A 21302-nucleotide genomic window follows, 5' to 3' on the forward strand; every position below is an offset into this window, starting at 1 on the left:
GGAATTATTGGTCTAAATGTGGGATGTGCGAAATGTGACATTCAGATGAATTGACTTTTCGACTTACTGACTTTTTTTACAAAAAAGTAAAACAGCTAATTATTCACTTAAAGTGATGTAAAAATAAACAATAAACTGTTTATCAATGCTTTAATAAATTATATTATTAATCAATAGATTAAATTCTAATCAGTGAATAGTCATATTTTGAATAAAAAAATTGTAAAATCACCTATAATATTACATTTGCAGAGGTCAATAACATCAGATATTCTTGGGCAACCTTCAGTGAAGTAATTTAAGCTAAATTATTAGCGAAAATATGAGCTTATGAATAACTCAGGTTAAGTCCATATTAACAACCTATCATCCATGCAACGAACGTCAAATCATAATATCCCGCAAGAAATGGGGTTTGTTTACAACTCAAATGATAGTGAGGGGCTGGAAGTTTCAAGGATTACTCACCTTTCTAAAGGAGTTTGTAACAATCAACCTTTCAGAGCTGCCTCTTTTGCGTTTATATTGGTTATAAAAGGACGTATTAATATAAAGACCAATTTTAGAAACGAAACATTAAAAGAGAAAGATATATTTTTCGTTTTTCCTGATTCAGTATATGAGGTGATGGATCATACAGATTTCTCCTTCATCAAAATCACATTTAATAAAGATTACCTTTCCAAAGAAGGTATTTTTCTTACAGCAGCCCAGCATTACACGGTATTTCAGCGTAAGTTTATTAATAAATTCTCTTTAAAGCGGGATGAATATCATGACCTGTATCATGATGTACTCGCACTGGAGAAGAAGTTAAAAATTTCTGCTGATATGCCCTACAGAAATGACATCATCAGGAATAGTTTCATTGAAATTCTCTACGATTTATTGCTATCACATAATAACCGAGATAACTTTGAGCCGCCTAAAAGAGACAGTAAGTTTGAAATGACAACTAAGTTTTTAAATCTGCTTTCTTTACATTTTAAAAAAGAAAGGCTGGTTATATTTTATGCGGGTAAATTATTCATAACCCCAAGGCATTTATCGCAGGTTGTAAAATCAGTAACCGGAAAAACTGCCGGCGAACTGATTGATGAGATTGTGATTGGTGAGGCAAAAATCTTGCTGGCCAATTATGCACACAATATATCCAGTGTTGCAGAAGCTTTGAATTTTGCTAATGCTTCTTTTTTTGGAAAGTACTTTAAAAAGAATACCGGAATCTCTCCATCAGTTTACAGAATGGAAAACCGTCTCCCTCATCAAACTATTTTTTAAAACACGATACCATTTTCATACAAAAGGGACAATTTCTACTACATATTGACCTTGATGGGAAACCAGTTTTTAAAGAATTTTGATTCAAATTTTTATCATGATCAGTCAACCCAACATACACATCCCGTACAACCCCAAAAACCAATTGAATTCTGAAACATTAAATTCATCTGGTTTAATCACAATGTTTGTAAAATTCATCATTTATGGAATTGCCATAGTTGGTGTAGCACAATTTCTAATGTGGCAGGTGATCAAAGAAGAACAAGGAATGAAGTTTTCAGAAGAGTCTTCTGTGGAAGCACTACAAAGTGTATTGCTCCTTTTTTCTGGTATTGCCTTAACCTACGGCATTGTGGTTTATAAAAACTGGAGACCATTGCTGATATTAATTACTGAATTTCTTTTTATTTCGCTGGTGCGCGAGCAAGATGCTTATCTGGATCTTCATTATTTCGATGGCGCATGGCAAACCATTGTGATCTTATCCCTACCCTTTCCCATTTATTTTGCCATCATCAGGCGTAAAAAGCTCATGGATAATTTGAAAGTATATACGTCGTTATTTGCTTTCGGAATCATGACATCGGGTGTTTTAACCACCTATATTTTTTCAAGACTTTATGGAAGAAAAATATTCTGGATGGCTGCTATGGAAAACGGTTATATGCGGGATGTGAAAAACATATCCGAAGAATCTTTAGAAACCTATGGTTATTTATTAATTTTTATAGCCAGTATCGAACTTATTTTTCTGATCAAAAGATTGGATGAGCGATCAAAAAATGTAATTAAAGTGGCTTCAAATTTAAATGCTGCAACTTTTAAAATCGTTCAGGATAAATTTTAGTGATGCTTAAGCAACTGTTGTTTATTTAATCCGGGATCTATCTACTAAAAGACTCATCAGAAATGATGGTAAAAATCGTATAGATCCAGATTTATACGGTTTTTTACCATCAATTTATAGCCTTGATTTATTTAAATTCAATTCGTTGAGGTGCAGAAAACAAGGCTTCACCTACACCGTTGGTTTTCACTGCCAATCTTGCATACATAAAATTTCTTGAAGCAAGCGCCGCCGGAATGTTTACTGTTATTGAACCTGATTGTCCGATCACAATATCTGAAGCCAGTTTTTCTGCACTGGCATCCTGCCGTGTATTATCTACAATCATGGTAGTGCCCAGGTATAGGTTAACACGTTCCAATACACTTGTGGATGTAACTTGCTGCACCGTAAATGTGGCTGTAACCGTATTCCCTGCTTTGTTGAAGGAAACATTACTTAAATTAAAATGAGGCACTACAGGAACATCTACCTGGGTATTTCCACTTACTTTAACAGCAATTGAATCGGGATTGTCTAACCATGGACCATTTCCACGTAAGCGTACCAGCTTATAATCACCATCAAACAGTGTTGCAGAGAAGGTTCCGTCCTGTGCTACAAAAACCGGAATTTTAGTGAAAAGCGAATAGCCACGTTGCCAAAGTTCGAGCTGAACACCATCGGACCGAACGCCAACAGCTTGATTCTGGTAAAGGACACGACCTGATAGCCTGGACGTAGGGGCATCATAATTATCCTTTTTACAGGAGAAAAATGCAATCAGGGAGAATAATACGATATAACTTATCTTTTTCATGATGTTTGATTAATGAAATGGATTACGAATGATTTTAGGATTGTTATTCAGTACAGCTTGATCGATTGATGAATAGTAATTCGCAATCTGATAAAAGCGTGGTGTTTTAAAACGTGGCGCAACCTGCTTAATAAAAATGTACTTATCGTTACGGGCAGCATCACCCGGACGTACTACGCGGTAAGGATACAAAGCGTAAAGCATGGCATCAGGATTACTGGTACTGCCATTCCATACCTTATCTGCGATTCGCCAGCGGGCCAAATCCCAAACACGGTGATCTTCAAAGGCTAACTCTACCCTACGCTCATTGCGAATGCGATCGATGGTGAGTGCACTTAAACTGTTTGCTCCAAATCCGGCTCTTTCACGCAACGTATTAATATAGCTTAGAGCGCTTGCTGTTTGTCCAAGTTCAAAAGCTGCTTCAGCAGCATTCAGGTAAACTTCTCCTAGCCTGAACCTGATCCAGGCAATATCTGTTCCGCGGGTACGGGTACTGGCTAAAGGTGTATTATCAATGAACTTGCGGAGGTAAAAGCCTGTATTAGATAAATCAAGTGCCGAACGTTGAGGCCCATCCAAACCAGTAAGTAGTTTTCCATCTGTATATTTGGCTCCTAAATCTCCCTCAATAATCTGATAAGTTGTTCCATTCCACAATGCAACTCCAGCCTGGATATTTACCGGCGTATTTCGGAAACTTGTTCCGGGATAAATAATGGTTCCGTATAAGCGGGCATCTTTATTGGCAAAAATATCCTGAGTATTGGTGTAATACACGTAATCGCTGTTATCTACATTTCTGGTTTTCAGGTTTCCTGCAGTACCATCCAGATACTCATATTTTTCTACCAGATTTAATGTTGGCGCAATAGCAGATGAAGCTAAATTATCTTCCCGTAATGAGCGGGCAATGTTATCATAACTAAAGCCGTGTTTAAATCCTTTTGATTGTAAGAAATCCTGGATTAAAATAAGTTCCGGATTACCGGTTTTCTTTGTAAGTGCCTCATAAAAATTCTCACCTAAATTTGCAGCATTTGATTTATATAAGGAATATGGTCCTGCCATTACCTGTTTTGCAGCATCCAGTGCTTTATTGTAAAAATCAGATGCCCGTTGTGCCGGAATTCCAACTTCACCACCAGGCAGCGTAATTGGACTTGCCATCTGGTTATTGTATTTGGCTAGAGAACCCGCATATAGCATAGCCCTGCATTTTAAGGCCAATACAGCATATTTATTTGCACGCGATGTACTGCCGTTATTTTCAATATTATTTACAATGGCATCAAGTTCGGTAGCGATAAAATCATAAACATCTACTTCTTTGCTGCGTGGTAACTGCAGATTGGTTGCATCGCCACTATAATCGTAAACTAAAGGAGTGGTTACCAAGGGCACACCACCCATTCGTTTTACCATTTCGAAGTAATCGTATGCACGAAGGAAACGAAACTCAGCATTAAACTGGGCTTTCTGCTGTGCTGTTAATTTCGCACTTTTCTGCACGCCTTCAATACCGAGGTTTACATCTCTGATAAATCCATAATCCCATAGCCTCCATCGATCGACAGGATAGGAAATGATATTATTCCGGTATTCATCTCCGGCATTACCACTTCCAGACCATACCGCATCATCATATGCCGTGTGTTCAGTCCAGCGATTGGTTAAGGAAGCATCGGTTGGAATTCGATTGTATAGATTAGCCAGTACGCCTTCAATCAATTTGGGGTCACCATAAACCTGATCTTCTACCACAATACTTTGTGGCTCGCGTTCCAGAAAATCTTTTTTGCAGGCACTAAATGTGATGGTACAAATAATAAGGCCTATATAAATTTTAATATTTTTCATTGCAAAATCTTAAAGTGTTAAGTTAAAACCGAAATTAAACAATCGCTGTTGCGGATATATGATGCCGTTTGTTGAAGAAATCTCCGGGTCAATTTCAAAATCCTTCAAATTGTCTAAAGAGAAAATATTGGTTCCATTGGCATAAACAAATACATTTTTAAAGCCAATGCTTTCCATCCACTTTTTGGGCAGCGAATAGCCCAGCAATAGGTTTTTTAAACGGAGATACCTAACATTGGTGATCCAGAAATCATTGCGATAGGCAAAGTTTGACAAACCTGGATTATCTTTTCTTAGGGCAGGATAAGTTCCGGAAATCCATTCACTGTTTGGGTTAAATGGATCGGCACGGTGCCAGCGGTCATTCAACAGATAGGCTGGTGAATTTCCATTATTCTGAAACGGAATCTGCAATTCATATTCCCGCTGAAAAGTCTGCATACTGGCGCCTGCAAAATCGAACTGCAGCGTAATCCCTTTCCACGTTACACTTCCATTGATACCTACATTTAAATAAGGTAAACCACCTTGCGCATAGCCAATCGGGCGCTCATCCATGTAATTGATAATACCATCGCCATTGGTATCTTCAAATTTAAGATCGCCGGGCAATAAAGTACGGTTTCCCTGTCCATCGTTATTGATGGCATAATTATCAATCTCATCCTGCGATTGAAAACGACCCAGCACGTGATAGCCAAAATTGACGTTAGCCCACCTATCCACACCACTATTCCGGTATTCATCCCATGAATTTCCGAAACGTGGTTTGTAGTAATCCAGGGTACGCAAGCGTGAAAGTGTGGCATTTGCACCAATAGAATATTCCACCTCCCTGATTTTACTACGGTAGGTCAGTATACCTTCCATTCCGCGGTTAGCATCGGAATTGAGGTTGTCATTTGGCAAAGAATAGCCAACTTCGCTTGGTAATAAAATATCATACCGCGGGGCTGGAAGTCCGGTTCTTTTACGTTCAAAAAAGTCGAAGGAACCTGTTAACTTGTTATTGAATAAAGCGAAATCAATCCCAATATTTTTAGAAATACTGGTAATCCATGATAAATTGGTAATTGGCAATCCTCTCGGTGAAACACCTGTTACCAAAGAACCATTAAGCACGGCCCCGCCATTGGCATAATCATAACCCTGCAGATAGCTAAATGGCGCAACCAGTGGTGCATTGGTATCGCCATAAGGCTGACGGTCTGTACCTGTCTGACCATAGGAAACACGAAGTTTAAGGTTATCTACAAATTTAATCTGGCTGAAGAATTTTTCCTTTGAGATGACCCAGCCTGCAGATACGCCAGGGAAAAATCCAAATCTGCTGTCTTTTCTAAATAAAAATGATCCATCATATCGGCCCAGAGCTTCTAATAAATACTTTTGTTTGTAGTTATAATTGATACGGGCAATATAACCTGCTCTGGCAGAAACACCATAAGTATTTCCCAGTGCCGTTTGATCAGCAAAATAGATCAAAGGCACTGTGTTATTAGGTGGATTACTGATCAGTTCTATATAATCATCCGTAGAATCGTAGCGCTCATAGGCGGCCACTACATCAAATGAATGATCACCAAAAGATTTGGCATAGTTTAACTGAAACTGACCGAAGTTTTCTGCAATCTCCCTACGCTCTTTTCTCCTGAATGGATTCTGGTTTCCACCATTAATATTATAGGTATTTGTGGCCGGATCATAAGTGTAAGCATTGTAAGTATACTCAAAGTTTTCTCCAACATTGGTGGTATAATTATAAGAGTATGTGGCTTTGGCTATCAAGCCAAATGGAAAACTATATTGTGCGTAAAAATTAGATTTCAAAGCCCTCCAGTCGCTATCAGCATAACCAGAAATATCTTCTACATAGGTTGCCGGGTTAACATTGATGTTATGTGTGGCATTAATATAATTCGGATTATCATTTGCATAAGGCCGCTCAGTAGGCCAATTGGTGTACAAACTAAGTAACGGATTAAAATAATCATCATAACCTGGCACACCAGTTTGATGACGGCGTTCCAGTCTTGCGGCAAGCTGTGTTCCAATCTTCAATCCTTTAGTTAAACCGGCATCTAAGTTCGCCTGAATATTGGTACGGTTAAAATTAAAATCTTTAATTACTGCTTCCTGATTAAGATGCGTTGCTGAGATAAAAAAGTTGGTATTGTTTGATCCACCTGATGCATTGGCAGAGAGGTATCGCTGTGGAACATTTGGCCGGATGATGAAATCATAATAATCAAAACCTTGAAAGCCAGGTTCAGTTCCTGCCTGCTATTTATTAAGCAATTCACGTGTCCAGATAGAAGTTCTGTTCAGGTTTTGATCAGACTCTGCCAGCGCTTGTACATAATCGCCTGCATTGGCCGGCTTTGGCATTCTGGTGAAATTCTGAAGTCCATAATATGAAGATACGTTAATGGTAGTGGGTTGGTTTGAACGACCTTTTTTGGTGGTAACCAATACCACACCATTCGCAGCACGAAGACCATAAATAGCGGCAGATGCATCTTTAAGAATGGAAATACTTTCAATATCATTCTGCCCAAGATTATTAAACTGTCCGGCATCTGATGGTACACCATCAATTACATAAAGGGGTTCACCCAGGTTCCTGATCTGTAAGCCAGTGGTACCACCGGGCCTTGCATCTGTTTGACGGGTATTTACACCCTGAATTTTACCTACCAGTGCACCAGAAGTGGTAACCGCGGGTGTGCGCATCAGGGCATCAGATTTAATATCACTTACTGCGCCAGTGATTGTTGCTCTTTTCTGAGCACCATAGCCCACTACAACCACTTGATCCAGTGTATTATCCTGAGCGGTTAAAGAAACATTTATAGTGGTACGCTGATTAACTACAATTTCTTGTGTAACATAGCTCAGGTAAGAAAAGACAAGTGTAGCTTGAGGATTTGGAGCCGTAATGTTATAGTTACCAGCTGCATCGGTTTTTACGCCAGTGGTTGTACCCTTTAACAGCACATTGACATCAGGCATACCTAAGCCCTTTTCATCTAAAACTTTTCCCTTTACAGCAATCTGGGCGAACGCAATAAATGAAATAAACGTCATCAAAAAGGTTAAAATCAATTTAAAAAACGTCCTTTCGTAAATAAAGACTTTCATAAAATAGTAGTTTTGGTTTATAAATTAATGATTAGTAGTTTCGATTTTATGGAAATTGTAAATGTGAATTCAAGCAGATATAGACGGCTATTCAACTTCATCAAAGGCTAAATGAATGATAGCCATCTCCTACTCATACAGCTTATACTAGCTTGAAATAGTTAAAGTATTTCCAATGCTAATGCAGAAATTTGATATGTTTGGAAAAGAAGAAGAAAGCATTATTTTATGGATTGCGCCCAGATTAGGCTTGGCAAAATTTGAAGCCAATGATTGCATTACAATCAATAAGAATGTTAATTTCATAGGAATATATTTGGTTAACCTTAAATTGAAGTTGCACGAACAGGTAGTTAACCTGACGGTTATGCAATCATTTAAGACAGACCAAATATACTGATTAATTCGATAAACGTAACAATAACGTTTGTAAATGGTGGTATAGGATTTTTCTTTTAAAAAAGACACTTATTAAAGATGATGATCCTTAATTCGGTTATAACTTACATTATAAATAAAATATCCAGAGCACATATAACCTCAAACTACATCGCATAATAACTAAATGGTGCCAGCGGTTCAGGAACATTATCTTCTCCAAGCAGTTGCTTAATATTAATTTCAATAGTGGTTGCAATGGTAGTTACGGCGGTATCAGTAGGTTTATTGTTGAAGGGTTCCTGCAGGTGAGTGGCAGATTTCTCCAGTAGAAAGAATGCGGATGATATCACCAACAACAATGGAATTTCAAAAAAGCTATCAATGTTGCGTAGAGCTATAGAAAGGGTTACTACGAAAATATAAATGAAAAAATGCAGGAACAAGCGGTAGGTTTTAGGAAATACTGTGCTTTTGATCCGTTCTGCCATGCCCATGGCATTTGAAAAATTGACGAGTGTGTTGTTAATTTGTATGTGACTGAATAATTCCAGCTCACCTTTTTCTCGAAGATCTGCTATTTGCAAGGTATTTAACTGAAGTAATGCCAGTGGCTTATTGTTATGACTTTCAATAGCTTTGAGATCTTTATCACTAATGTAACGATCAAGATTTTCTAAGGCATTATTGCCTCTTAAACTTTGACCAAGACTAAAACACCAGGCAATATGGCGGTAAGCCAATTCTTTAATTTCATCATTTTTATTATGGGAGATAAATGACTGCAGTTGCAATACAAAACTACGGCTATCGTTCACAATACTACCCCATATTTTTCTAGCTTCCCACCACCTGTCATATGATTGATTGATCTTAAAAGACAGAATTACTGAAATCGCTGTACCAATAAATGTTGGAATGGCAATAGGCATTTCTGGAATCAGATTTCTATATTCTGCCGTGAGGAAGTTTACCAATAATCCAATGATCAATACATAAAGTACTTCCCATTTAATTTTATTTAAAATATATTTAGCTGGAATCGTCTTATTCAGAAGCATATCTTTCTATTAATATCGAGTTTAATATATCATTTTCATCTGTAATAACGGTTATACCAGAATTAATGTTTTTAGTAAGCCAGTGTTTTGATTAATTGATCTGTTGATTTTGTTTCGGAAGAATGAACCAAAATTCACTTCCATTCCCATTTACACTGTTCACACCAATTTTTCCACCATGTTTTTTTATTATTTCAGCTGAAATGTAGAGCCCTAACCCAAGACCAGAATACTGGCTACCTTTTGAATCTACACGATAATAGCGGTCAAAGAGGTGTTCAGCTTTTTCCTGATCAATTCCAGGCCCGGAGTCGATTACGGAAACCTTAACTACATCGCCTTCATCAATAGCTTTAATGGTAATGATTTTCTCATCCGGTGCGTACTTAATCGCGTTATTCACGAAATTAATAATCACCTGCTGTATTCTGTCAGCATCACCATAAATATCAGTAGAAAGATCTCCTTCAACTAATATCTGATAAATTCCTTCACGATTGATGTGTGCACAACACTCATTAACTGCCTCAACAATATTAAAAGGCTGCTTATTTAAATGCAACTGGCCTTCATTCATTTTACTGGCATTAAGCAAGTCTTCAATTAAAATGGTCACCTTTTTAAGGCTTTTATTGGCTTGCTCAATAAGGCCTGATAGTTTTAAATCGCCATCTGGCTTATTTCGATCCAGTAGCTGCAAGGTTCCGCTTAGGATAGTGATGGGTGTACGCAATTCATGACTGGCAATGCTAATAAAATCATCCTTATACTGGTCAGCTTGTTTTTCTTTACTGATATCTTGTATGGTGCCTAAAAGTTTCTGGATATTATTTTCATCCGCCTCAGTGCGTCCCTGTAACCTTACCCATTTAATTCCTGATCCCGTATTAACCCTGCCCACAAAATCAATGGAACTTTCTTCAGGCATTTTCTTTAGTAGATTTTGCAGATCTTTAGCATCATCTTCAATAAAACAATTTGCCAGCATATTTATATCCAATTGTGCCTGATTTAGATTAATACCCAGAATTTCATTGAGACCTTGAGAAGGTACCAAATCTCCATTTTCAAGATTCAGCTCAAAAACCGCCATTCTGGAGTACTGGAGCGACATGTTCAAACGTTTCTCACTTTCATGGTAGCTTCTCATAAAAGTATAATCGTCTAGCATGGAATAAGCAAATCTTTTATAACCATCATTAAATAGAATAGTGGTTACATGCACCCATACCACATCGCCATTCTTCTTTTTCAAACAAGCTTCAAGTTTAAAAAAAGGCTTTCCATGTGCCCACATCTCATGCTGCAGCTTTTGCCAGGATTGAATATAGGGTTTGATGGCAAAATCAAGAATTTTCTTCCCGCAAATCTCTTCCCTCGTATATCCCATCAAATCGATCAACGCATCATTCACTTCTAAAATCACCAGATTTTCATCAATGATTTTAGTAGCGGCGGAGGTTAACGAAAATATTTTTCTAAACCTTTTTTCACTTTCGATATACTTAGTCTTATAATTTTCTTCTGGTATAGCCGGTTCCATTTCTATTTTCCTTAATCCTGTTTCAAACTATTGCAATAAAATTTACTTAACTACAAAGCCTATGTGGAGCGATTTATATTAACTCATTAAATGGTTTACCATGGTCATCAATTCTTCAAAATCAAAAGGTTTGGAAATGTAAGCCGTTGCACCAGCATTTGTTGCAATTTTTTTACCTTCTCTACTTGCTGAGATAATAATTACCGGAAGCGTTTCTGTTTTAGGATTTTTACGAATCATTTTAAGGACCTGATCACCAGACAATACAGGCATCCATAAATCCAACACCACCAGATCTGGAGATTGCTTTTCTACTATTCCCTTAACATTTAAGCTGTTTTGCTCAGCAATTACCGTGTATGGAGAATCTTCAAATACCATTTCAAGCATATCCAAAATTCCTTCATCATCATCACAGATTAAAATTGTCTTATTATCATTCATAATTCTCTTCTAATTTGTTGTATTTACGGGCAAAGTAAAATTAAAAGTAGACCCTTTACCTTTTTCACTTTCAACCCAAAGGGTGCCATTATGATTCTTAATAATCTGTTCACATATATAAAGTCCGATGCCCATGCCCGGAAAACGTTGCTGAATTTCCCCAGCCCTGAAAAAACGCTCAAAAATCTTCTTCTGATCTTCCAGACTAATTCCCATGCCCTCATCTGTTACAGATACTTTAACAAATTCACTTACCTTCGAAATATGAACATGTACTTTTTCTGCCTCTGGTGCATATTTTATCGCATTTGATAAAAGGTTATTCAACACTTGAATAATGTGGGATTCATCAGCCGCAACCTTAATTCCGGAAGTTCCTGTGATTTGGATTTCATGATTACTGGACGCTGACTGGATGGCTTCCACTGTTTCCTTTACCATTTTATCAAAATCAAAGGGCAATTTATGCAGTTCGATATTTCCTGTCTGGATTCTGGAAACATCCAATAACTCTGCAATGAGGTTATTCAACCGATCAAGATACTGTGAGGTTTTGGAAAGCATATTTCGGAAACGCTCACCAGCATTTTCGGGCATTACCCTTTCCATCGCCTGAACATATCCTTTGATGGTGGTTAAAGGTGTTTTAAGCTCATGGCTTGCGATTGATAAGAAATCATCTTTTCGACGTTCAATCTCTCTTTTCTCTGTAATATCTTCTATTGCCAAAAGAATCTGATCCTTAAACTGTCCTTCCAGTTCTATCCGGTAAGCATTAAGCAACATCAGCTTTCTGCCAATGTGTGGAAAATCGTGTTCTACCTCAAAGTCTTCTACCGGGTTATTGGTTGGCAGAATATCAATCAGCAATTCTCTCAGTTTTGGGATATCCCATTGGTGATTACCTAATTTATATAAATTGGTACCAACAGTTTCCTCTTTTGTAACCTTAAAAGTTTTAATAAAATGGTCATTGGCACTTACTACATTAAAATCCGGATCTAATACCAACAGACTTTCACGAACCGTTTGAATAATACTGGATAGGAAAAGTTCACTTTCCCGCAAGTTACGCGTACGGTCGGCAATTTGCTTTTCCATCAAATCCTGCTGCTGTTTTAAATCCTGTTCAGTTTTTTTACGCTGGGTAACATCATTCTGAACACCAATAAAATTGGTGATTTCTCCATCCTGACTAATAACTGGCGAGATAAACAGCTCATTCCAAAAGAGATCACCATTTTTCCGATAGTTCCTAATCTCCACGGTACAACTTTCACCCTTTGAAACAGCTTCACGAATAAGCATCCTTTCTTTTTGCGTACGATCCTCACGTTGTAGAAACCGACAATTGTGTCCGATAATTTCCGAACGTTTATAACCACTCATTTTTTCGAAAGCACTATTGCAATAAATAATTGGGTTATCTGGTTCTAAATTATCAGTAATGATAATTCCGGAAATAGAAGCATCCATTGCTCTCGAGAGCAATTCAAAATCTTTTTTGGTGTCGTTATTGGAGTGTGCTGATTCTCCGTTTTCAAGTATATTCATGATCTTCTTTGTCTGTTCTATCAATTTGAATTGATTGATGGTATCGTTAATACACTAACCTATCCTTATTGATTTTTCATTGTTAGTTCTTTCTAAACTGAAATCGCCGACAATTAGATACATTAACTAAAAAAGCAATGTTTAGTTTTTCAAAATCATGAAAAAAACCGTATAAGTCCGTTTATAGCAAGTAGGAATACGCTTTTAAGTCACGTATAAAAACATTATAACAAACACAGTGTTTAATACCAGAACATAAATTGTAATAATATGGACAAGTTAGAATTAAAAGGAGCCTGGAATGAGCTCAAAGGAAAAGTAAAACAAGCTTACGGCGATTTTACTGATGATGATTTGAAACATGAAGAAGGTAAAGACGATGAACTTTATGGAAGATTGCAGCAGAAAACAGGAAAAACTCGTGACGAGGTGATAACCTGGTTAAAGTCATTGTAATCACTCATTTAATAATAAAGCGCCACATGAAAATCTATATCATGTGGCGCTTTCATTTTACTATCCTTTTTAAAAGAAATTCCTTTTTATAAATTAAGTATAAATCAATCTTGAACCTGACTATTTATATTTTACTTTAATCGACGTTTTGTTAGTGCACATCTCTTACTGCAGTAAATTACAGTATCCCAATTTCTTTCCCATTTTTTTCGCCAGGTAAATGATAACTGGCAAACCGGACAAATTTTTTCAGGTAAGTTTTCTTTTTTAATATTTTTCATCTTTTTCTACCACCAGTGCTTATCTAAAATAAATAAACAAATCTTAATCGTTCAGCTTCATGCATAAAATTTAGTCAGACGGTGAGTAATTTTATTTAGACACTAAGAAGTTCAACATTTCTAAAACGCTTTAAACAAACAAACCTCGCATGTTTGCGAGGTCTGTTTTATCATCAGCTATCCATCCAGATAGCTTTATTGACTGATGCAATAATCAATCATGCATCATGTTATTAATCTAAATCGTCCCGTTGATTTAATTCTAACGAGGTCATAATATACAATTATGGTGCCCAAGATTGAATTTAAACAATAAAGGGTATTTTTACCTTTCAAATTCGTAAATCAATTACGCCTTGTGATGTATAACTAGAAATACTTTAAACTCCAAAACAACAAAAACTATAATTTAAATGCTATACTTATGTGAAAATTATGATCTTCGCTCATTAAATACCTGAAATTCTGCAATTGTTGGTGTTTGTTTTGAATGCTCAATCCGAATGCGCACTTTGCTAGTCCATACGCGGTCGAAACGGTGAATTTTAATTCTGTTTTCATTTTTGCCTTCAAATGCTTTTTTCCACTCCGCTCCATTCCAGTATTCCAGAATATAAGTATCAATGTTAGCTTTTTGTTCAGCCACTACAATCATATTGACGGCTTTTTCATTTTTAAAATCAACCTCGTACCAGGCATTTTTAACTTCTTTATTGGATTTCCATGAAGATTTATAATCGTCATCGTTAGCAAAATCCATAATGTCCATATCATCACTCCAGGAAGCATTGGCTGCCTGCTGAATGGCCAGGTTACTTGAAATAATAGGAAGACCAAATGCCGGCAATTTAGCAGTAGGGCCTTCGTTTTTCCAAATCTTCCCTACTTCCTTTAAAGATAGAATGGCATTATCATCAATTAATCCATCACGGTTTGGCGCCACATTTAAGATAAAATTGCAACTGGCTGCATTTAAGGGCTTAATCAAACTATCAACAATTGCCTTAGGACTTCTCACCGGGGTGGTTGGAAAGTTAGTTTTCCAGAACCATGAAGTATTAATGGGCAGGCAAGCCAGTGACGGCATCACTTTATTTTCGTGATTCATTCGTTGCCCTGCACCCATTTCATATGTTTTAATATCGGTGTAATAAAGTCCTTCGGCAGGATATTTGGCACCATTCAAATCCATCACTAAACAATCAGGCTGTAAGGTTTTAATTAAATTATAAATATCTTCAAAGGGTACGTCGTCATAAGAAATTCTAGACCAAGGCGCATCCCAGCCATCAATAATCAGTGCTTCAATTTTACCATAATTGGTTAACAATTCAGTAATCTGCTGTTTAATCATATCAATGTGCTTCGGTGTAATCTGGTTTGGCCTCAGCTTATGATGTGTATCTAAAATAGAATAATAAAGCATCACCTTTAATCCATTTGCACGAAAGGCATCTGCAAATTGTTTTACCACGTCCCTTTTATACGGACTGTTCATCACATTATAGTCAGTGCTTTTAGTGTCCCAAATGCAAAAGCCGCTATGGTGTTTAGTTGTTAAACAGCCATAACTCATATTGGCAGATTTTGCTGCCTTTGCCCATTGATTGGCATCTAACTTTTTAGGATTAAAAAGCATTGGAGAAGCATCCGGATCTGGCCAATCTGCATTGGCATAGGTAGGAATATTGTAATGGATGAACATTCCAAAGCGTAAATTTACAAACTGCTGCTGAAGCTGATTTAATTTTTTCTCCTGATCTGCAATTTTAGTTTGAGCTGTAGCAGTGAATACATAAAATAGCAGATAAATGACTACTAAAACGTTTTTCTGAATGGACATAAGTTTAAATGATGGGAAATAGTTTGACAACAAATTTATTGGGTTTGCTCGTAAAGTTAATGACTTTGACCACTTGCTTAGGATTTTGATAGTAAAAAACCTATTACATAGATAAGTCTAAAACACCTAAATGATTATCATCCGATCGACTATAATAATCAAGAAAACTACCCTTATTTGCAGTAATTAAATTCCCTTTGATAAGATTAATTCAGGCTGTTAAACGTAAGTTTAGTTACGGCTAATGCATACATCCCCTCCAGATGTTGGTACGTTTTGCATAAGCATCAGGATATTTCTTCTTAATTGCAGCCAGTTTATTTTTCATATCAAGTGACTTTACATCCGTGATGGCGGCCACAACAATATAATAGCCTTTTGCAAACCCTTTATATGCATTGGAATACTCCACAGAAATATAATCATCATTGATAGCAGCGCCATCACCACGTGCAGGATAGCAAGGGTAACCAGTTTCATCTCCACCAGCATCTTCCATACAATCGCCTTTACTCATAGATAAGCCAATTTTGTTGTTTGGCATTAATCCTCTAAGATCTAATTTCTTGCGAAGCAATACAGATGCCTTTTTAGCAGTTGATAAGGCGGTTTTATAATCCTTTGTACTATTTAAAATGATGATATCTTTCGGCACTTCAACATTAAATTCATCTTGAGCGAAAGTTGTATGAGCGGCAAACATCAATAAAGCGCAAACAATTGTTTTTCTGGTCATATTATAAAGGATTATTTGAAATATTTAGTCGGTGTTTTCCAAGTTTACAATTATATTTATTTTTCTTCCTTATAAATATCAAATTGCTGAAATGAAATTTTACCGAAATTTTTAGCCGTTTTTACCTCAGTTTTTAATTCTTCGGGTGCTGTAGCATGAAAACGTTCTCCACCATCTTTAAATAAAAACCAATTCTTTTCAGCTGGAGAATATTTAAAAGTAACAATCCTAGTCCAGCGTTGGCCGCTCCCACCATAATGTTCAACAGAAAAATAACCATTTTTAATGGTAACTCCGGTAAATGGATCGCCCATCTGGCCACCGCAATCCACACAATATACACTGTTGTCACTCCTGGCTGCAAGTTTATAAGATTTATCAGCTTGGCCGAGCAAGATCAGCAAAGGCCTTTTTTCTGGATGATCATTTACATCTGAAGTTTTCTCCTCGCCTCTCTTTTTCAATATCAGAATCACGTCAGGATAAGCATCGCGGTTTAAATCTCCCTTGGCCATCTCTAATGCTTCAAAACCTTTTGGAATGTATTTTTTTAAAGCCACAGGCACCTGCACCTCATCATCTACCTGGTATCGATTACCTAAATCAGCTATCAAGAAGTGTGTTAGTGTAAAAAGGAGAAATGTTATTTTCATTTTATGAATTTATTTATGTTGATTATTGTATTATAAAAATATGATAATTATAGTTTTAATATAGAAGCTAACTTATTTTTCCAATCCTGCCAAATGTTTTCTTTCGATTTTATATGGTTTAATCTTAAACTCCAGACAGGGTAAGGTTTTCCTGCACCATCATTCGGGAATTTTTGATATACCTCAAAACCTAAACTTTTATAGAATGAAACTGCCCGTGTATTTTGAGCATTTACATCAACCATACAAGCCTGATGGTGCTGGATGGCAAAATCAATTAAGTTTTTACCAATCCCTTGCCTGTAAACCTTCGGATGAACAAATAGCAATTGAATTTTATAGTTGGCCAGCGCAATAAAACCTTGCATCTCCTCAGCCTTTTCAATACAAAATAGCTCCATGTTGATCAGACTGTTTGAGATCCGCTCCCTGTAATCTTCAATATCGGTTTCAGTTATAAAATCATGACTAGCTCTTACAGAATCTTCCCATAGCTTTAATACCTGAAGATGTTCAATTTCTTTAACCTTACGGATACTATTTACAATCATTTATTCAGCTTAACTGGTTATAATGATAAACAATTTGCAGATCATCTTTAATTTTTACAGCTAATTTTTTGTTCTATACATACCGAACAAATATGCTGTATTGATGTTTAAATAAAAACTAAAAAAAAATGAGAAATATTATCGCCCTTATGTCGGTGGTGTTATTAACATCACTACAAATCAAAACTGCTCATGCACAGCAGGAAGAATCCAGAATTTCGATTGTACTTAGTGTTAAATCACAAGGTAAAACAATCAACACGACACTAAACAGTGTATCCACTACCCTTTCCAGGTACAATGATGAAACAGCTTTAAGTTTACCCGTTAAAGGTAAGGATTCTACTTCTACCAAAGCCAATGTACCAACTTCAAGTTACAAGTCTGGTGTTTTCTACCTGATGATGGATGCGAAAAACCTTCAGGATGATATGATGAAACTACTGGCTTCCAAAAAAACAACTTTTGATGGTACCATTACCATAACAGATAGTTACGGTAAACTTCCAACCAGAACCATTAAGTTTTTAAATGGTAGTTTAAGCAGTTATTCAGATCAGTTCTCTTCTACCTATTATGGAGATGCTATGGGTAATACTTCGATATCACTTAATTGCACTGGTTTATCAATTAACGGGATTATGCTAGAGCAGTAATATCTCCTCTTATAAAACACATAAAAGGTCTATAATCTATAATTAACATCATAAGATTTTAGACCTTTTATTTTTTTAACAAAAGATGATAAAATTAGAAATACAGGCTAGCGCCGCAGAAATTAACGAATTGATCACATTATTAAGCAGTAATGCTAAGTTCGATCACATCCGAAAACAAATCGTTGACTTTAAAGATCAATCCACTCATAATCAAGATGATGAGATACCGAAGGAAGGCGATGATAAATTTATTGAAAGATCAGAGTAGTGGCTATTTATTAATATGAGCTTTGACAACTTGAGTTCAACACAAGATCAATTTGTCAAAGCTTTCCAAAAAACCGCCATCATTTTAAACTGCAGTACGCAACAATCCACGTTTACCCATCAGTTTAGACACCATTTTATTTAAACGGCTACGATAATCTTCGCCTAGCCACTTCATATAATTTTTGGTTACCTTACCTAAACACTTTCCATATTGTTTCACCCTGAAATCTATTTCTTTATCCAATTCAGCGCATAGCTGAAGTGCCTCTGCTAGAGTCTCACTATTATCCACACACATCAATGCATGTTGACGGATAGAATCGCGAATCACAATTTTTGCCTTTTGACCCGTTTCCATTGCTGTTTGATATGCAGCCAATATATCAAAAGTAACCTCGAGTGAATTTGGAAACTTGGCCCTTAATTCCGGTGAGATCTGATGGATAATGCTAGTAGATTTATGCAGGCATTCATGGTATATATCAGGATTTTCGAACACATGCTGCCAGTCTATGGGTGCATTCCATTCGCCAAAACGTTCATTGTTATTACCTAAATCAATGATGTTAAATGTTTTCTTACCATTTAACCTTCTGGCACCCCTGCCTATCATCTGATGATAAAGGGTAATGGATGTAGTGGCCCGGTAAAGTATCACAGATTGAATGCTAGGCTCATCAAACCCTGTGGTCAGGATAGAAACTGAAGTTAAAATTGCACCTTTTGTTTTCTTATACCATTTCAATATTTCGACCCTTTCGGCTGGAGAAGTTTTGTTATCCAGGTGTCGAATAGGATAACCAGCTTTGGTAAAGGTTTCTAGTACCCTTCTTGATGTAAATATACCATTATTAAAAATCAGTGTCTTTTTCTTTAACGAATGAGATTCGTAAGCATCAAGCAACAGATCGAGCATTGCTTGCGATCCATAAAGCTCATCTGAAGTGCTCACTGTAAAATCTCCAGAAATACCAGTTCTGAGTGTGTTTAATTCCACATCATATCCGTGAATTTTAGGTTTAGCGAGAAAACCCTGATTAATCAAAGATGAAATAGGTTCTCCTATAATTAATTCATCATAAAATTTATTCATTGGCAAATCTACATTAGCCGAAAAAGGTGTAGCCGTTACACCAATAACAGCTGCATTTTCAAATTGCCCAAGCAGTTTATGGAACGAATTATGGTGTGCCTCATCCACGATAACCAATCCAACATCAGTGGTATTAATTAATCCATCATCTATCCGGTGTTTTAAGGTTTCAACCATTGCAACATAACACTCGAAAGTATCTTTTTTAGAAATTTTCTTCACGCCGCTGTTTACCACTTTATTGATCACGCCACTGGCTTTCAAGGCAGCAGTAGTTTGTCTGCAAAGCTCAGTTCTGTGCGTTAACACAATCACCTTCTTACCGTGGCTTTGAATAAAACGTTTAGCAATTTCTGAGAAAATAACAGTTTTTCCACCACCGGTAGAAAGTTGATATAATAATCTTGCTTTGCTGCTACTGTCTTCATTAAGTTTACTGAAAAGAAGATCAATATCTTGCTGCTGATAATAATAAAGCTTTCTTTTTGTAGCCGGGAGCATGGTTGTATTTTCGGTTAGATTCATACCATAAGAACCCGACCTCAACAGAAAAAGTTTGAAATATAATCACAACCAGAATCTTTAAAAGACGCGTTAACCAAACATCTTCAGATTTAGAATTTGTTGTTATTAGTGAAGACAATTATTGTAACAAATTATGCCTTTTGGCATCTCAATGCATATATGAATGCACTTTACTATCGTTTAAGAACCAACAAAAATCTTAACCTATTCATCTACCTTACCCGATACTTAATTGGATTCGCATTTATTCCATCAGGTTTAACCAAATTGAAAGGTGCACGCTTTACAAAAGCTGGCACTGACACAACAATAGGCTATTTCTTTGAAGCACTTTACCAAACCGGAACTTACTGGCAGTTTCTTGGTGGTATACAGCTTTTAGCAGCATTCCTACTGATGAGCCAGCGCTTTGCGACTGTAGGCGCAATTCTTTTTCTTACCATTATGGGAAATATCTGGGTCATCACGATGAGTATGAATTTTTCAGGTACTTATATTATTACCAGTTTAATGTTACTCGCAAACCTGATGTTGATAGCATGGGATTGGTATAAAATAAAGTTCATGCTGTATCCGGATAATTTCCGATACCAGGATGAAAAATTCATTGTTCCGCCAATCAAACCGATCTGGATCACTATAGGCACTTTAATTTTCTTCCTGTCTTTAGGCTCGATGATCATGCTATCCCATTTCAAATAATAATTATCTAAAATATAAATTCTAAAAGTGTGGTACTTAAATCAATAAGCCATGTACACAGATGCTATTTGTGGAGTATAACTAAAGGAACTGCTTTTATTTAAAACTATGCCTGCTCATTTCTGTTAATGCTTTATACAAGAAAGACACATCATGACAGAAGATAAAAGACAACAGGCAATAAAATTATTAAAGCAAGGATTAGAAACCGTAGAACAACGCGAGTATACAGAGATTGCTGAAATACCGATGAAGGATGAAAATACATTCGAAATGAAATATAGTTTTGTACATGATGGCATAGAAGGAATCTGTACAATTGTTGGTCAAAGCCAAACTGTTGAATCCACGACAGGTGAAGAAGAATTAAAAATTACTTTGCTTAGTCAGTTTGATGAGGATTCTTTACACTATAACTCTATGACGGCTAAAGAACAGGTAGATAATGATTTAATTAATGTGGAAGAATACCTTCACAGACACATTAACGAAGGATAGGCTTAAATCTGATTTTTAAGATTTAAAAATAAATTAGAATGGGCAATTTAAAATTGCTCATTTTTTTTGCCTTAGAATTTAGGAGTATATTTCTCGTAAGTTAAGTGTAAATCTAATCAGA

General features: G+C 36.4%; 20 protein-coding genes and 2 pseudogenes. 7 read left to right on the forward strand and 15 right to left on the reverse strand.

Translation table 11 applies throughout. The annotated features are described in order from the left end of the window. Positions 1-372: 372 nt before the first annotated feature. Together EV200_RS16205 and EV200_RS16210 are read left to right on the forward strand one after the other, a co-directional pair. Positions 373-1281, forward strand: a complete 909-nt coding sequence (locus tag EV200_RS16205) for a helix-turn-helix domain-containing protein (RefSeq protein ID WP_132534504.1) — start codon at positions 373-375, stop codon at positions 1279-1281. Positions 1282-1378: 97 nt separating this feature from the next. Continuing rightward, positions 1379-2131, forward strand: a complete 753-nt coding sequence (locus tag EV200_RS16210) for a hypothetical protein (protein WP_165877949.1) — start codon at positions 1379-1381, stop codon at positions 2129-2131. A 127-nt stretch (positions 2132-2258) separates the two neighbouring features. Here EV200_RS16210 and EV200_RS16215 read toward each other — a convergent pair whose 3' ends face one another. The 9 genes and pseudogenes from EV200_RS16215 to EV200_RS16245 all read right to left on the reverse strand — a co-directional run bounded on the left by EV200_RS16215 (position 2259) and on the right by EV200_RS16245 (position 12914). Beyond that, complete coding sequence (locus EV200_RS16215) at positions 2259-2930, reverse strand: DUF3823 domain-containing protein (protein WP_132534508.1); 672 nt, start codon at positions 2928-2930, stop codon at positions 2259-2261. Positions 2931-2939: 9 nt separating this feature from the next. Continuing rightward, entirely contained in the window at positions 2940-4793 is a 1854-nt protein-coding gene (locus EV200_RS16220) for a RagB/SusD family nutrient uptake outer membrane protein (protein WP_132534510.1), read from the reverse strand. Positions 4794-4802: 9 nt separating this feature from the next. After that, a pseudogene (locus tag EV200_RS16225) lies at positions 4803-7040 on the reverse strand (SusC/RagA family TonB-linked outer membrane protein); the annotation flags it as partial. Positions 7041-7076: 36 nt separating this feature from the next. Next, the gene (locus EV200_RS21910) at positions 7077-7880 is read right to left on the reverse strand and encodes a carboxypeptidase-like regulatory domain-containing protein (protein WP_208864559.1); all 804 of its coding nucleotides are present in this window, start codon (positions 7878-7880) and stop codon (positions 7077-7079) included. A 599-nt stretch (positions 7881-8479) separates the two neighbouring features. After that, positions 8480-9373, reverse strand: coding sequence for a bestrophin family protein (locus EV200_RS16230; protein ID WP_132534511.1), 894 nt, complete (start codon positions 9371-9373; stop codon positions 8480-8482). Positions 9374-9464: 91 nt separating this feature from the next. After that, positions 9465-10106, reverse strand: a complete 642-nt coding sequence (locus tag EV200_RS22225; protein WP_373287857.1) for a sensor histidine kinase — start codon at positions 10104-10106, stop codon at positions 9465-9467. A gap of 438 nt (positions 10107-10544) precedes the next feature. Further along, positions 10545-10916: pseudogene (locus EV200_RS22230) on the reverse strand (PAS domain-containing protein); the annotation flags it as partial. Between the two features lie 78 nt (positions 10917-10994). Further along, on the reverse strand, positions 10995-11360 hold the full coding sequence (locus EV200_RS16240) for a response regulator (protein WP_132534512.1): 366 nt from the start codon (positions 11358-11360) through the stop codon (positions 10995-10997). A 9-nt stretch (positions 11361-11369) separates the two neighbouring features. After that, on the reverse strand, positions 11370-12914 hold the full coding sequence (locus tag EV200_RS16245; protein ID WP_132534513.1) for a PAS domain-containing protein: 1545 nt from the start codon (positions 12912-12914) through the stop codon (positions 11370-11372). Between the two features lie 270 nt (positions 12915-13184). Here EV200_RS16245 and EV200_RS16250 point away from each other — a divergent pair, with 270 nt between their 5' ends. Beyond that, a complete protein-coding gene (locus tag EV200_RS16250) occupies positions 13185-13370 on the forward strand; it encodes a CsbD family protein (protein WP_132534514.1) in 186 nt (61 codons plus the stop codon). Positions 13371-13501: 131 nt separating this feature from the next. Here the strand turns inward: EV200_RS16250 and EV200_RS22115 are convergent, their stop codons facing one another. The 5 genes from EV200_RS22115 to EV200_RS16275 all read right to left on the reverse strand — a co-directional run bounded on the left by EV200_RS22115 (position 13502) and on the right by EV200_RS16275 (position 17434). Next, positions 13502-13651: a DUF2256 domain-containing protein gene (locus EV200_RS22115; RefSeq protein ID WP_132534515.1), complete on the reverse strand. Its 150-nt coding sequence runs from the start codon at positions 13649-13651 to the stop codon at positions 13502-13504. 433 nt (positions 13652-14084) lie between these two features. Next, positions 14085-15494, reverse strand: a complete 1410-nt coding sequence (locus tag EV200_RS16260) for an alpha-L-fucosidase (RefSeq protein ID WP_132534516.1) — start codon at positions 15492-15494, stop codon at positions 14085-14087. A gap of 241 nt (positions 15495-15735) precedes the next feature. Next, positions 15736-16230, reverse strand: coding sequence for a hypothetical protein (locus tag EV200_RS16265; protein WP_132534517.1), 495 nt, complete (start codon positions 16228-16230; stop codon positions 15736-15738). 56 nt (positions 16231-16286) lie between these two features. Further along, positions 16287-16883, reverse strand: a complete 597-nt coding sequence (locus EV200_RS16270; RefSeq protein ID WP_132534518.1) for a hypothetical protein — start codon at positions 16881-16883, stop codon at positions 16287-16289. 47 nt (positions 16884-16930) lie between these two features. Beyond that, entirely contained in the window at positions 16931-17434 is a 504-nt protein-coding gene (locus EV200_RS16275) for a GNAT family N-acetyltransferase (protein WP_132534519.1), read from the reverse strand. Between the two features lie 128 nt (positions 17435-17562). On the opposite strand from EV200_RS16275, the gene tssD reads away from it, so the two are divergent. Together tssD and EV200_RS16285 are read left to right on the forward strand one after the other, a co-directional pair. Then, a complete protein-coding gene (tssD, locus tag EV200_RS16280) occupies positions 17563-18090 on the forward strand; it encodes a type VI secretion system tube protein TssD (RefSeq protein ID WP_229676858.1) in 528 nt (175 codons plus the stop codon). A gap of 85 nt (positions 18091-18175) precedes the next feature. After that, positions 18176-18361 (forward strand): hypothetical protein, encoded by a 186-nt coding sequence (locus EV200_RS16285; RefSeq protein WP_132534521.1) that lies wholly within the window; start codon positions 18176-18178, stop codon positions 18359-18361. Positions 18362-18445: 84 nt separating this feature from the next. Here the strand turns inward: EV200_RS16285 and EV200_RS16290 are convergent, their stop codons facing one another. Continuing rightward, positions 18446-19981, reverse strand: a complete 1536-nt coding sequence (locus EV200_RS16290) for a DEAD/DEAH box helicase (protein ID WP_132534523.1) — start codon at positions 19979-19981, stop codon at positions 18446-18448. A 159-nt stretch (positions 19982-20140) separates the two neighbouring features. On the opposite strand from EV200_RS16290, the gene EV200_RS16295 reads away from it, so the two are divergent. Continuing rightward, positions 20141-20683: a DoxX family membrane protein gene (locus tag EV200_RS16295; RefSeq protein WP_208864560.1), complete on the forward strand. Its 543-nt coding sequence runs from the start codon at positions 20141-20143 to the stop codon at positions 20681-20683. Between the two features lie 153 nt (positions 20684-20836). After that, positions 20837-21181: a hypothetical protein gene (locus EV200_RS16300; protein WP_132534525.1), complete on the forward strand. Its 345-nt coding sequence runs from the start codon at positions 20837-20839 to the stop codon at positions 21179-21181. The last annotated feature ends 121 nt before the right edge of the window (positions 21182-21302 follow it).

Source organism: Pedobacter psychrotolerans (genome assembly GCF_004340665.1).
GTDB classification, from domain to species: domain Bacteria; phylum Bacteroidota; class Bacteroidia; order Sphingobacteriales; family Sphingobacteriaceae; genus Pedobacter; species Pedobacter psychrotolerans.

Excerpts from the sequence above, each read along its gene's own strand:
- EV200_RS16205 (WP_132534504.1), top strand. The coding sequence starts at position 373 with ATGCAACGAACGTCAAATCATAATATCCCGCAAGAAATGGGGTTTGTT.
- EV200_RS16210 (WP_165877949.1), top strand. The coding sequence starts at position 1,379 with ATGATCAGTCAACCCAACATACACATCCCGTACAACCCCAAAAACCAA.
- EV200_RS16215 (WP_132534508.1), bottom strand. The coding sequence starts at position 2,930 with ATGAAAAAGATAAGTTATATCGTATTATTCTCCCTGATTGCATTTTTC.
- EV200_RS16220 (WP_132534510.1), bottom strand. The coding sequence starts at position 4,793 with ATGAAAAATATTAAAATTTATATAGGCCTTATTATTTGTACCATCACA.
- EV200_RS21910 (WP_208864559.1), bottom strand. The coding sequence starts at position 7,880 with ATGACGTTTATTTCATTTATTGCGTTCGCCCAGATTGCTGTAAAGGGA.
- EV200_RS16230 (WP_132534511.1), bottom strand. The coding sequence starts at position 9,373 with ATGCTTCTGAATAAGACGATTCCAGCTAAATATATTTTAAATAAAATT.
- EV200_RS16240 (WP_132534512.1), bottom strand. The coding sequence starts at position 11,360 with ATGAATGATAATAAGACAATTTTAATCTGTGATGATGATGAAGGAATT.
- EV200_RS16245 (WP_132534513.1), bottom strand. The coding sequence starts at position 12,914 with ATGAATATACTTGAAAACGGAGAATCAGCACACTCCAATAACGACACC.
- EV200_RS16250 (WP_132534514.1), top strand. The coding sequence starts at position 13,185 with ATGGACAAGTTAGAATTAAAAGGAGCCTGGAATGAGCTCAAAGGAAAA.
- EV200_RS22115 (WP_132534515.1), bottom strand. The coding sequence starts at position 13,651 with ATGAAAAATATTAAAAAAGAAAACTTACCTGAAAAAATTTGTCCGGTT.
- EV200_RS16260 (WP_132534516.1), bottom strand. The coding sequence starts at position 15,494 with ATGTCCATTCAGAAAAACGTTTTAGTAGTCATTTATCTGCTATTTTAT.
- EV200_RS16265 (WP_132534517.1), bottom strand. The coding sequence starts at position 16,230 with ATGACCAGAAAAACAATTGTTTGCGCTTTATTGATGTTTGCCGCTCAT.
- EV200_RS16270 (WP_132534518.1), bottom strand. The coding sequence starts at position 16,883 with ATGAAAATAACATTTCTCCTTTTTACACTAACACACTTCTTGATAGCT.
- EV200_RS16275 (WP_132534519.1), bottom strand. The coding sequence starts at position 17,434 with ATGATTGTAAATAGTATCCGTAAGGTTAAAGAAATTGAACATCTTCAG.
- tssD (WP_229676858.1), top strand. The coding sequence starts at position 17,563 with ATGAGAAATATTATCGCCCTTATGTCGGTGGTGTTATTAACATCACTA.
- EV200_RS16285 (WP_132534521.1), top strand. The coding sequence starts at position 18,176 with ATGATAAAATTAGAAATACAGGCTAGCGCCGCAGAAATTAACGAATTG.
- EV200_RS16290 (WP_132534523.1), bottom strand. The coding sequence starts at position 19,981 with ATGAATCTAACCGAAAATACAACCATGCTCCCGGCTACAAAAAGAAAG.
- EV200_RS16295 (WP_208864560.1), top strand. The coding sequence starts at position 20,141 with ATGAATGCACTTTACTATCGTTTAAGAACCAACAAAAATCTTAACCTA.
- EV200_RS16300 (WP_132534525.1), top strand. The coding sequence starts at position 20,837 with ATGACAGAAGATAAAAGACAACAGGCAATAAAATTATTAAAGCAAGGA.